General features: G+C 68.8%; 12 protein-coding genes and 1 pseudogene. 8 read left to right on the forward strand and 5 right to left on the reverse strand.

All coding sequences use genetic code 11. The features are described 5' to 3' along the window. Positions 1-9: 9 nt before the first annotated feature. On the reverse strand, positions 10-2,085 hold the full coding sequence (locus tag CSC76_RS05025; RefSeq protein ID WP_162108937.1) for an EAL domain-containing protein: 2,076 nt from the start codon (positions 2,083-2,085) through the stop codon (positions 10-12). 97 nt (positions 2,086-2,182) lie between these two features. After that, positions 2,183-3,202 carry an EF-P beta-lysylation protein EpmB gene (gene epmB, locus CSC76_RS05030; protein ID WP_162108938.1) on the reverse strand — a complete coding sequence of 340 codons (1,020 nt, stop codon included), beginning with the start codon at positions 3,200-3,202 and terminating at the stop codon, positions 2,183-2,185. Between the two features lie 102 nt (positions 3,203-3,304). Between epmB and efp the strand changes: the two genes are divergently transcribed. The 7 genes and pseudogenes from efp to folE2 all read left to right on the forward strand — a co-directional run bounded on the left by efp (position 3,305) and on the right by folE2 (position 8,786). Continuing rightward, complete coding sequence (gene efp, locus CSC76_RS05035) at positions 3,305-3,871, forward strand: elongation factor P (RefSeq protein WP_162108939.1); 567 nt, start codon at positions 3,305-3,307, stop codon at positions 3,869-3,871. After that, the gene (locus CSC76_RS05040; protein WP_162108940.1) at positions 3,868-4,080 is read left to right on the forward strand and encodes a hypothetical protein; all 213 of its coding nucleotides are present in this window, start codon (positions 3,868-3,870) and stop codon (positions 4,078-4,080) included. The genes efp and CSC76_RS05040 overlap by 4 nt, the downstream gene beginning before the upstream one ends. An 11-nt stretch (positions 4,081-4,091) precedes the next feature. After that, positions 4,092-5,432, forward strand: a complete 1,341-nt coding sequence (locus tag CSC76_RS05045) for a TRZ/ATZ family hydrolase (RefSeq protein WP_162108941.1) — start codon at positions 4,092-4,094, stop codon at positions 5,430-5,432. 46 nt (positions 5,433-5,478) lie between these two features. Next, a complete protein-coding gene (ubiG, locus tag CSC76_RS05050) occupies positions 5,479-6,198 on the forward strand; it encodes a bifunctional 2-polyprenyl-6-hydroxyphenol methylase/3-demethylubiquinol 3-O-methyltransferase UbiG (RefSeq protein ID WP_162108942.1) in 720 nt (239 codons plus the stop codon). Beyond that, positions 6,195-6,860, forward strand: a pseudogene (locus CSC76_RS05055) (phosphoglycolate phosphatase); the annotation flags it as partial. The gene ubiG and the pseudogene CSC76_RS05055, both read left to right, overlap by 4 nt. 172 nt (positions 6,861-7,032) lie before the next feature. Beyond that, positions 7,033-7,740, forward strand: coding sequence for an isoprenoid biosynthesis enzyme family protein (locus CSC76_RS19325; protein ID WP_162108944.1), 708 nt, complete (start codon positions 7,033-7,035; stop codon positions 7,738-7,740). A gap of 113 nt (positions 7,741-7,853) precedes the next feature. Next, a complete protein-coding gene (gene folE2 / locus CSC76_RS05065) occupies positions 7,854-8,786 on the forward strand; it encodes a GTP cyclohydrolase FolE2 (protein WP_202923486.1) in 933 nt (310 codons plus the stop codon). 94 nt (positions 8,787-8,880) lie between these two features. Here folE2 and CSC76_RS05070 read toward each other — a convergent pair whose 3' ends face one another. From CSC76_RS05070 to yidD, 3 genes are all read right to left on the reverse strand, one after another. Continuing rightward, the gene (locus CSC76_RS05070; RefSeq protein ID WP_238394878.1) at positions 8,881-9,663 is read right to left on the reverse strand and encodes a M23 family metallopeptidase; all 783 of its coding nucleotides are present in this window, start codon (positions 9,661-9,663) and stop codon (positions 8,881-8,883) included. Between the two features lie 68 nt (positions 9,664-9,731). Beyond that, complete coding sequence (locus CSC76_RS05075) at positions 9,732-11,078, reverse strand: dihydroorotase (RefSeq protein WP_162108946.1); 1,347 nt, start codon at positions 11,076-11,078, stop codon at positions 9,732-9,734. Then, positions 11,078-11,335: a membrane protein insertion efficiency factor YidD gene (yidD, locus tag CSC76_RS05080; RefSeq protein WP_162108947.1), complete on the reverse strand. Its 258-nt coding sequence runs from the start codon at positions 11,333-11,335 to the stop codon at positions 11,078-11,080. Before yidD ends, CSC76_RS05075 begins: the two co-directional genes overlap by 1 nt. A 95-nt stretch (positions 11,336-11,430) precedes the next feature. On the opposite strand from yidD, the gene CSC76_RS05085 reads away from it, so the two are divergent. Next, positions 11,431-11,781 (forward strand): hypothetical protein (locus CSC76_RS05085; protein WP_202923487.1); only part of this gene is annotated, 351 nt, incomplete at its 3' end.

Genomic DNA, 11,781 nt, shown 5'->3' on the forward strand with positions numbered 1-11,781 from the left:
AGAGGGTGGTCAGCTGAAGTCGTAGTTCATCAGCGGTCCCGGCGCCGCCAGGAAGTTGCCTTCCACGTAATCCACATTGGCGGTGAACAGGAAGGCCATCGTCGCCGCATCCTGCACATGCTCGGCCACGGTCACGATGCCCAGCGCCTGCGCGCGCTCCGCGATCTCGCGGATCTTCTGCTGGTGTTCGGCATTGCGGCCCAGGTCCTCGCTGAAGACGCGGTCGATCTTGAGGAAGGTGGGCTGGAAGTGCGACAGCAGCTGGAACGAATCCAGGCCCGCGCCGAAATGCTCCAGGCCCACATGGCAGCCCAGCTTGGCCGCGGCGGTCTGGAAAGCCTGCGCCTGGCGCAGATGGGTGAACACCTTGGCCTCCGGCGTCTGCAGCCACAGGCGGTCGCCGGGCACGTCGTGGGCGGCCAGCTGCCGGGCGATGAGGTCGAGCAGGCGGTTGTCGGCGAAGGATGCCGGGCTGACCTTGACCACCATGCGCGTGTCGTGGCCGTTGCGCTTGCGTTCGGCTAGCACCTCGATGGCGCGGTTCACCACCCAGCGGTCGATGGCGTCGAGCAGGCCGTTGTCCTCGGCGATGCCGATGAAGGACTGCGGCTGCACGATCTCGCCGTTGGACTCCAGGCGCAGCAGCGCCTCGTAGACCTCGCCGGGCTCGGCCTGCAGGCTGACCACGGGCTGGTAGTGCAGGCGGAAGCTATCGTCCTGCAGCGCTTCGCGCAGGCGCTGGATCCAGTTCTGCACGCGCTCTTCTTCGGCGCGGTCGACGGCGCCCGGATCGAAGATCTCGAAGCGGTTGCCGCCCAGGTTGGTGGCGGCCTGCAGGCAGTCCGTCGCGCGCGTCAGCACGGGACCGACGCTGGCGATCTTCTCGCCGATCTGCACGCCGCCCAGGCTGGCGGTCACCGAGGCCGAGCGTTCGCCCACGGTGAACACGTGCGAGGCATAGGCCGCGCGCAGCTTCTCGGCCAGGGCGGCGGTGTGGGCGTGGTTGCCGCGCAGCAGCACGGCGAACGTGCGCTCGCCGAAGCGGGCCGCGATGCAGCTGTCGTCCAGCTTTTCGGACAGGCGCGCCGCCAGCGCGGCGGCCAGGTCGTCGGCCGAATCGATGCCAATGTCGGCCAGCAGGCGCTGGTAGTGGTCGGGTTCGACCAGCAGCAGGCCGTACTGGTCTTCGCCGCGGGCCACCGCGGCCACCGCCGTCTCCAGCTCGCGCAGGAAGGTGGGGCGGTTGAGCAGGCCGGTGACCATGTCGCGCTGGCGCAGATCCTCCACCTCGCGGGCCAGTTCGGGATCGAACTCCTCGCGGCGGCGGAACACCACCTGCACGCAGGGCTCGCCCTCGTAGGTGGCGGTGGCGAATTCCAGCGTGGCCGGGAAACTGTCGCCGTCCAGGCTGCGCGCTTCCAGCTCGAAGCGCGGCGGCGGCGGTTCGCCCTTGCTGAGCTTCTTCAGCAGGGCCTTGAAGTCGCTGACGTACTGCGGACCCACCAGGTCCAGCAGCGACAGGCCTTCCACATCCTCGAACGACTCGAAGCCGAACATCTCCAGGTAGGCATCGTTGGCCCGGATGTGCATGCCTTCGTGGATGTAGGCGATTGGGTCGCGCGATGACGAGATCAGTGCGTCGCACCGGCGCTCGGTCTCGCGCATCTGGCCTTCCAGGCGGCGCTGCGAACGGCGCGCGTCCAGGTCGGCCCACTCCCGCTGCAGTACGGTCAGCACGTGGTCCGGCCGCCCGCGCAGGGCGACCGCGCGTGCGCCGGCCGCCTGGTCGGCCAGCAGGTCGGTCTCGGTGATGGCATCGGCCAGCACGATGACGGGGATGTCCTTGCCGCTCCCGTCCACCTGTGCCAGTACCGTGGCCAGCGGGATGCCCTTGGCGGTGCGGGAGGCCAGCAGCAGGTCCATGGGCTGGGACGCCACCATCTGCCCCAGTTCGCCGGCGTCGAGCGGCCGCAGGGGGCGCACGGCGATGCCGCCGTTGCGCAGGGTGGACACGATGGCCTCGGCGTCTTCGGCGCTGTCGTCCACGAGGGTCAATCGAAGGGTGGTGTCTTTGCCGATCTGCATGCAGCGGGTCCGCCGGGGGTGCGGGTTTAATACACGAAGGGGCGCGAAGCGTCCAATGCACGCGTCGCAGATGCGGCGGCGCGTCGCAGCCTGCGGCCTAGAGCGGACGCTTGCCGGTGTCGCCGGGGATCTCGCGCACCAGTCGGGGCACGAGGTAGCCGGACAGCCGGGCGGCCAGGCCGGCGTGGAGCGCGCGTGCATGCGCGTCGTCCACTTCGAAGTGGGCCACGCCGGCGACCCGGTCGAGCTGGTGCAGGTAGTAGGGCAGCACGCCGGCCGCGAAGCCGCGTTCGCTCAGTGCGGCCAGGGCGTCCACGCTGTCGTTCACGCCACGCAGCAGCACGGCCTGGTTGAGCAGGTGCACGCCGGCCGCGCGCAGGCGCCCGAGCGCCGCGTCGACGGTGCCGTCGAACTCGTTGGCGTGGTTGGCATGGACCACGAGGGTCACCGGCCAGGGCAGGGCCGAAAGCCAGCCCAGGAGGCCATCATCGATGCGCTCGGGCACCACGATGGGCAGGCGGCTGTGGATGCGCAGGCGGCGCAGGTGGGGAATATCCGCCAGCGCGCCGGTCAGTTCGGCCAGCTTGCCGTTGGACAGCGACAGCGGATCGCCACCGGAAAGCAGCACTTCCTCGATCGAGGCGTCCTGGCGGATGAGGTCGACAGCGTCGCGCCAGCCGTCGCGGGCCGCGGTTTCCTCCGCATAGGGGAAGTGGCGACGGAAGCAGTACCGGCAGTGGATTGCGCAACTCCCAGTGGCCACCAGCAGGGCACGGCCGCGGTACTTCTGGATGACGCCGGGCGCGGTTTTCGCCGCGCCGTCGCCCACCGCGTCCAGGCCGAAGCCCGGCATGGGGCGCATCTCGTCGTCCAGGGGCAGGACCTGGCGCAGCAGCGGATCGCGCGGGTCGCCGCGGCGCATGCGGGCCACGAAGCCACGCGGCACCCGCAGCGGGAACTGGGCCATCGCTTCGTCCGACAGGCGCGGGGCCAGGCCGTCCAGCCCCAGCAGGTCCAGCAGTTCGCGCGGATCGCGCACGGCCTCCCGCAGGGCCTGCTGCCAGCGGACGGGCACCAGCGCGGCAGGCTGTCGGGGTTCGGGGGCTGCGGTTATCATGTCGGGTCTGAAAACAAGCACCCGCCGGGTCCGGCGGGTTCCCCATTCTATCCGGCCGGCCGTGTCCCGCGGCGGGTTTGTCTCCCCCCAAGGAGTTTATCCATGGCCAGTTACGGCATGAACGATGTCAAGAACGGGATGAAGATCCTCGTCAACAACGAGCCTTCCGTCATCACCGACACCGAGTACGTGAAGCCGGGCAAGGGCCAGGCGTTCACGCGCGTGAAGTACCGTCAGATCCGCACCGGCCGCGTGCAGGAAATCACCATGAAGAGCACCGACTCGGTCGAGGCGGCGGACGTGGTGGACACCGACATGCAGTACCTGTATTCCGACGGCGAGTACTGGCACTTCATGCAGCAGGAAACCTTCGAGCAGGTGCAGGCCGACAAGGCCGGCATGGCCGGCGCCGAGAAGTGGCTCAAGGGCGAGGAGCAGTGCGTGGTCACGCTGTACAACGGCACCCCGATCCAGGTGACCCCGCCGAACTTCGTCGAACTGAAGATCGTCGAGACCGATCCGGGCGTGAAGGGCGACACCGCCGGTACCGGCGGCAAGCCGGCCACGCTGGAAACCGGCGCGGTCGTGCGCGTGCCGCTGTTCGTCGGCCAGGACGAGATCATCAAGGTCGACACGCGCTCGGGCGACTACGTCAGCCGCGTGAAGTGATGGAGCATCTTGCGCTGTATCTGGGCGTCTGGGCGGTGGGCGTGCTGCTCGCCGGCTTGGGCGTGATGCTGTGCTGGAATGCGACCCTGCCGCTGCTGTTCCCCAGCGTGCCGCGGCTGGGCTACGGGCGCGCCCTGGCCCTGATGCTGCTGTGCTGGCTGCTGTTCGGCGCCGGCGCCATCGGGCTGACCTACACGCTGGGATTCTGAGCCGAGGCCCCATGAGCGACCGCATCCCCGAAGCCTGCGACCTGTTGATCGAAGCCGGTTTCGTGGTGCCGGTCGTCCCGCACGGGGTGGTGCTGGAACACCATGCGGTCGCCGTGACCGGCGGCCGCATCGTGGCGGTCCTGCCGGTGCCGGAGGCGCGCTCGCGCTTCGCGCCGCGCGAGACGGTGTCGCGCCCGGATGCGGCGCTGATCCCGGGCCTGGTGAACGCGCATACCCACAATCCGATGACGCTGCTGCGCGGCGTCGCCGACGACCTGCCGCTGAAGGTCTGGCTGCAGCAGCACATCTGGCCGATCGAAGCGGCCGTGATCGGCCCGGACTTCGTCGCCGACGGCATCACCCTGGCGATCGCCGAGATGCTCCGTGGCGGCACCACCTGCGTCAACGAGAACTACTTCTTCCCCGACGTGCAGGCGGCCACCTACAAGCGCCACGGCTTCCGTGCGCGCGTGGGCCTGCCGGTGATCGACTTCCCCACCGCGTGGGCGGCGTCGGACGACGAGTACTTCGACAAGGCCGACGAGGTGCACGACCAGTGGCGCGACGACGCCCTGATCGCGACCGCGTTCGCCCCGCATGCGCCGTACACCGTCAACGATGCGAACTTCGAACGCGTGCGCATGCTGGCCGACCAGCTGGACATCCCAGTGCACCTGCACCTGCACGAGACCGCGCAGGAAGTCGAGCAATCGCTGGAAAAGCACGGCCAGCGTCCGATCGCCAGGCTGGACCGGCTGGGGCTGGTCAACGAGCGGCTGATCGCCATCCACATGACCCAGCTGACCGAGGCCGAGATGCATCTGTGCGCCGAGCGCGGTGTCAGCGTGGTCCATTGCCCGGAATCCAACCTCAAGCTCGCCTCCGGCTTCTGCCCGGCCTGCGCGCTGGAACGGGCGGGCGTGAACCTGGCCATCGGCACCGACGGCTGCGCCAGCAACAACGATCTGGACATGTTCAGCGAAACCCGCACCGCGGCCCTGCTGGCCAAGGCGGTGGCGCAGGATGCCGCGGCGCTGGATGCGTTCAGCGCCCTGCGTGCGGCCACCCTGGGCGGGGCGAAGGCGATCGGCTTCGACGACCGCGTCGGCTCCATCGAGCCGGGCAAGGAGGCCGACCTGGTGTGCGTGGACCTGTCCGCGCTGGAAACCCAGCCGCTGCATCACGTGGTGTCCCAGCTCATCTACGCCACCGGCCGCCAGCAGGTCAGCGACGTCTGGATCGCAGGGCGGGCCCGGCTGCGGCAGCGCATGCTGGTGGATATCGACATCGAAGGCGCCCTGTCCAACGCGCGCCAGTGGCGCGAGCGGATCGCCGGCATCCGTCTCTCCTGAGTCATACGTGACGGCGTCATGGCCGGCATCGTCTTACAATGACGCCATGACCACCTCGACTGCGCCCCGCGACGACAATTTCAGCCAGGCCGAACTCGACAAGTTCGGCGCATTGGCCAACCGCTGGTGGGACCCCGATGGTCCCCAGAAGGCGCTGCACGCGCTGAATCCGGTCCGCCTGCAGTACGTGCGCGACCGTGCACGTCTTGCCGGCGCGACCGCGCTGGACGTTGGCTGCGGCGGCGGATTGCTGAGCGAAGCCCTTGCAAGCGAGGGTGCTCAGGTCACCGCGATCGACCTGGCGCCGGAACTGGTGAAGGTGGCGCGACTGCACCGGCTCGAATCCGGCGTGCATGTGGACTACCAACTGCGCTCGGTGGAATCGCTGGCCGAGGAGCGGCCCGGCAGCTTCGATGTGATCACCTGCATGGAAATGCTGGAGCACGTGCCCGATCCGACCTCAATCATCCGTGCCTGCCATGCGCTGCTGAAGCCGGGCGGGCAGCTGTTCCTCTCCACGCTCAACCGCACGCCGGCCGCGTTCGCGCTGGCGATCGTCGGTGCGGAATACGTCGCCCGCCTGCTGCCGAAGGGCACGCATCACTACAAGGAATTCATCCGTCCGTCGGAACTGGCCGCCTGGCTGCGCGATGCGGGGCTGCAACTGCAGGACGTGTCCGGCCTGGCCTACGAGCCGTGGCGGCAGCGCGCACGGCTGAGTACGCGCACCGACGTGAACTACCTGGCCTGCGCGGTGAAGCCGTGACGTCGGCGGGGTTCCCGCGTGCCGCCCTGTTCGACCTGGACGGCACGCTGCTGGACAGCGCGCCGGACATGCTGGCCACCGCCAACAGGATGCGCGCCTCGCGGGGCATAGCGCCGATGACGCTGGACCTGTTGCGGCCGCATGTCTCCAAAGGGGCGCGTGCCATGCTGGCCGCAGCGTTTCCGGAGATGGAACAGGGTCCCCGCGAAGCGCTGGTGCCCGAATTCCTGGCGATCTACCGGGAAGAGCTGGGACGGCACAGCGTGCTGTTCGACGGCGTGGCCGCGATGCTGGCCGCGCTCGAAGCGGCGGGCAGCACCTGGGGCATCGTGACCAACAAGCCCGAATACCTCGCGCGCGACATCCTGCCCCAGTTCGGCTGGGATACGCGCTGTGCGGTGCTGATCGGCGGCGACACGCTGGCCGAGAAGAAGCCGCACCCGTTGCCGCTGCAGGTGGCCGCCGACCGCATCGACATCGCCATCGCCGACTGCGTCTACGTGGGCGACGACGAGCGCGACATCCAGTCCGCCCGCGCCGCCGGCATGCCGTCGGTCGCCGCGCTGTGGGGCTATCGCCAGGCGCATGAGGAGCCGGCGCTGTGGTTGGCGGATGTGATGGTGGGAGTGCCCGCTGCGCTCATCGATCCGTCGGCATGGCCTTCGGCCGCAGTTTCGTGGGAGCGACGTAAGTCGCGACCGCACGGTCGCTGTCCTCCATTTTTTCAGCCGCGAATCGAGAACGCATTGCGCCCGGTCGCCCGTGCGCGCCAGCATCACGGGCGCGACTTACCAGTACCGGCATGCCGGTACTACTCCTACAAGGTTTGATGGCATGTCCGACTCCGCCGCCCTCGACAGCTTCCTGGAAAAATGGCGCGCCCGATGGCCGGAATGGTCGGTCGCCGAAGTATTCGTTGCGCACGCGCGACGCGACATCGTGGTGGCATGGTTCGCGCTGTTGCAGGAGTTCGAGGACGTGCTGAACATCGCCGGCGACCCGCTGCCGGCGGACGCCAAGCTGGCCTGGTGGGGCGAGGAACTGCGCGGCTGGGCCTCGCAACGCTCGCGTCATCCGCTCGGCCGTCGCCTCGAACCGGTGCGCGCCGACTGGGCGCGGCTTGCCGACGCGTTGCCCACGCTTGCAGAAGCTCGCACGGTACCGCGGGATCGCGAGGCGGGCTTCGCCGCGTTATCGCGTTATGGCGACGCGGTTGCCGCCGTGGAGAGCGGGGTCCTGGGTCGCATGCCCGCCTCGCAGGCCATCGTCGCGGAGATGCTGTCTGCCCGCTTGATGGAGGTCGGCGGCGTGGCCGTGCCGGTGAACCTGCAGCAAGGCGCGGATGAAGCAGGCCAGCTCAGGGCCTGGGCCACCGCGTTGCACGAAGCCTGGCCCCCGCGCGACGGCGCGCGCGAGCGTCGCCTGCTGTCCGCATATATGCATGGCCGCCTTCCCCGTTTCGCGCGCCGGGGCGAACCTGCGCCGCTGCCGTCGCGGGCCTCTCTGCTGTTCACCGGCTGGCGCGCCGCGCGCGGCGGCTGAAGGGCCCGCTTATCGCGCCGATAGGTTCGGAAGCATGCTGTAACGGACTGTTTCATCGAGCGATTCGGGGGCAGGGGGTACAATGCGCGGCATCCACTCCCCCGTGCATGACGATGGCTCCCTCGCTCCCCGCGGCGCCCCGCGCCGATCTTCCCGATGTCGCCCACCAGCGCGTGCCGCTGGCGCGCCCCCTGGACTGGGTGGGCATGGAGAACATCGCGTTGCCGGTCCGCCTGCCGGACGGGCAGGGTGGGCAGCTGCAGGTGGCCGCCAGCATCGACCTGTCGGTGAACCTGGCCCATGCCGATGCGCGCGGCATCCACATGTCGCGTCTCTACCTGGAACTGCAGGACGGTCTGGCGCGCGAGTCCATCACGCCTGCCGGCCTGCGCCACCTGCTGCAGACCAGCGTGGACTCGCAGGCCGGGCTGGCCACGCAGGCGCGGCTGCGTATCCGCTACGAGGCGCTGCTGCAGCGGAAGGCGCTGGAAAGCGATTACGCCGGCTGGAAGAGCTACCCGGTCGAGATCGAGGCCACACTGGCCGACGGTCATCTCCTGCTGGCACTGTCGTTCGCCGTCGAATATTCCAGCACCTGTCCGGCCTCGGCCGCGCTGTCGCGCCAGGCCAACGCCGAGCGCTTCGCCGAGGATTTTGCAGCAGCACGTCCGCTGTCGGTCAACGTGGTGCATGACTGGCTCGCGTCCGAGCGTGGGCTGGCTGCCACGCCGCACGCGCAGCGCAGCCGGGCCAGTGTGCGTGTGGAGTTGCGGCCACAGTTCGACGAGTTGCCGCTGGTGGCGCTCGTTGACGCGATCGAAGCCGCGCTGGGCACGCCGGTGCAGACCGCGGTGAAGCGGGTGGACGAACAGGCCTTCGCTCGCCTCAACGCCGAAAACCTGATGTTCTGCGAAGACGCAGCCCGTCGGGTGGCGTCGGTGCTGGCGGGCGATGCGCGCATCGCCCGCTACGACGCCACCGTCGCGCACTACGAAAGCCTGCACCCGCATGACGCGGTGGCCCGGGTCAGCGGCAGCAACGACTGAGGGCTCGGTTGCCGGCTGTGGGAGCGACGTGAGTCGCGAGGCTTTGCGTTGAGCGCGATCGCGACTCACGTCGCTCCCACAACGGCAGGTCGGGTCACTTCCCGCGTTCGAGTACCAACAGCGGATCGATACGCGTATCGAACCAGTTCATTCCCCAGTGCAGATGCGGCCCCGTCGCACGCCCCGTGGCGCCCACGGCCCCAATGACCTGTCCCGGTTCGATCCGGTCGCCCACTTTCACGTCGATGCGTGACAGGTGCAGGAAATTTGAACTGACGCCATGGCCATGGTCCAGCAACACGGTACCACCGGTCAGATAGAGGTCGGGCGACGCGAACGTCACCACGCCACCGGCCGGCGCTTTCACCGGTGTCCCGTCCGGCGCCGCGATGTCCATGCCCGAGTGGCCCGCACCGGGCTGGCCGTTGTAGACGCGCGCATTGCCGAAGCGGCCGCTGATGCGCCCCTGCACCGGCCACTGGAAAGGAAGCGCGAAGTCGGTGCGCTCATCGTCGCGCTCGCGCGCGGCGGTGACCAGCGCCTGCTCGCGCTGGATGCGCGCGGCGATCTCCGGAGGGGGATTGACGGTCTTCGGTGGCACGCCGTTGACATGTTCGACCGGCCAGTCGCGCGGCGTCACTGCGATGCTGACGGGTTCCACGCGGCCCGAGGGCAGGGTGACATCGACCTTCAGCGGGCCGGTCTCATCGCGGCCCACGCCGATGGCGACGGTGCCGTAGCCGGTGGCGCGCAACAAGCGTTCGCGGTAGCGCACCTGGCTGCCGGGTGGCACCTTGCCGAACACCAGCGCGCCCTGCGGCACGCTGGCGGGAAAAACGACACGATCTTCCTGTGGAACCGGGGCTGCCGGCACCACGTCCTGCGCAACGACGAGCGGTACCCAGCCAGCACAGACAGCGGCGAACAGCGCCGCGACGATCAACTTCAACGCGCGAACTCCAGGCGCTGGCCGTTGGGTGTGCCGACCAGATGCTGGCCATTCCAGACCATGCGGCCATTGACCCAGGTGGCGCCGATCCGCGAACGGAACGTGCGGCCCTCGAAGGGCGACCAGCCGACCTTGGACAGCACGTCCTCGCGCTTCACCGTGAACGGCTCGTCGTCGATCAGCACCAGGTCGGCGAAATAGCCTTCGCGCAGGTAGCCGCGCTCCTTCACGTCGAACAGCTGCGCCGGGGCATGGGCGAACTTCTGCACCACGCGGGCGACGTCCATGCGGCCTTCGTGCACCAGTTCGAGGGCGGCTACCAGGGCGTACTGCACCAGCGGCAGGCCCGAGGGCGCCTGAACGTACGGCTTTTCCTTCTCTTCCAGCGTGTGCGGGGCATGGTCGGTGGCCAGCACATCGACCACGTCGTCCACCAGCGCCTTGATCAGCGCTTCGCGATCGCCGGCATCCTTGATGGCGGGATTGCACTTGATCAGGTTGCCCAGCGCGGCGTAGTCGGCACGGTCGAAGCGCAGGAAATGGATGCAGGTCTCGGCGGTGATCTGCTTGCACTTGCCATCGGGCTGCACCAGCGGGCCCGGCGTGAACAGCGCCAGCTCGTCGGCCGTGGAGATGTGCAGCACGTGCAGGCGGGTGCCGTGCCTGCGCGCCAGCGACATCGCCAGACGGGTGGACTTTATGCAGGCCTCGCGGCTGCGGATGTCGGGGTGGTGCTCGGCACTCAGCGCATCGCCGTACCTGGCCTGGAACGCCGCCAGGTTGGCGTCGATCGTCGGCGTGTCTTCGCAGTGGGTGATGATCGGCGTGGGCGCTTCGCGGAAGATCGCGTCCAGTGTGTCGGGATTGTCGACCAGCATGTTGCCGGTGGACGCGCCCATGAACACCTTGATGCCCGGCGCGGTCTTCGGGTCGAGCGTGCGGATCGCCTCCAGGTTGTCGTTGCTGGCGCCCAGGTAGAAGCCGTAGTTGCCCCAGGCGCGTCCCTTCGCGCGCTGGTACTTGTCCTCCAGCGCGGCCGCGTCCAGCGTCGGCGGGCTGGTGTTGGGCATGTCCATGAACGTGGTCAGGCCGCCGGCGACCGCCGCGGCGGATTCGGTGGCCATGTCGCCCTTGTGCGGCATGCCCGGTTCGCGGAAGTGCACCTGGTCGTCGATCATCCCCGGCAACAGCCAGCGTCCGGCGGCATCGATCACCGTATCGTCGCCCTGGGGCCGGATTTCGGCGGCGACGCGGGCGATGCGTCCGTTCTCGATGCGCAGGTCGCCTTCGGTGATGCGACCTTCGTTGACCAGGCGGGCATTGACGATGACGGTAGAGGGCATCAGTGGTGTCCTGAACAGGAGTGGGTGGGGGAGGCGCCGTCGCGGGCAGGGACCGGGTCGTGCCCGCCGGGGTGCAGGGGATGGCAGCGGCCGATCCGACGAAGGGCCAGCCAGCCGCCCCTGAACGGCCCGAACCGTCCGATCGCCTCCATTGCGTACTCCGAGCACGAAGGCACGAACCGGCAGCGCGGCCCCAGCAGCGGGCTTATGAAGCGCTTGTAGCCCTTCAACAGCAGGATGAGCAGACGGGCGAGCATGTTCCGATGATACCGCGTCGGGTTGCCGCTGCCCGCCGGGTAGGCTATAAAAGCGCGCTTTCCCGATGCTCGGGAAGAACAAGGAAGCGTTGTTCGTGGCTGCGAAGAAACCTGCGAAGAAGGCCGCCAAGGCCGCCAAGAAGCCCGTTCAGGCCGTCGCCAAGAAGCCTGCCGCGAAGAAGGTTGCCGCCAAGAAACCGGCTGCAAAGCCGGCGGCCAAGAAGGCGGCGCCCAAGCCTGCTGCCAAGAAGGCCGTCGCCAAGAAGGCGGTACCGGCCAAGAAGCCGGTCGCCAAGCCGGCGGTGAAGAAGGCCGCACCCGCCAAGAAGGCGGTTGCCAAGCCGGCGAAGCCTGCCGTCGCCAAGAAGCCCGCGCCGGCGTCCAAGGCGACCGCCGCCAAGGCTGCTCCGGTGAAGGCACCGGCCACTGTCTCTTCTAAACATCTC

This window comes from Pseudoxanthomonas mexicana (assembly GCF_010093385.1).
Taxonomy (GTDB): Bacteria; Pseudomonadota; Gammaproteobacteria; order Xanthomonadales; family Xanthomonadaceae; genus Pseudoxanthomonas_A; species Pseudoxanthomonas_A mexicana.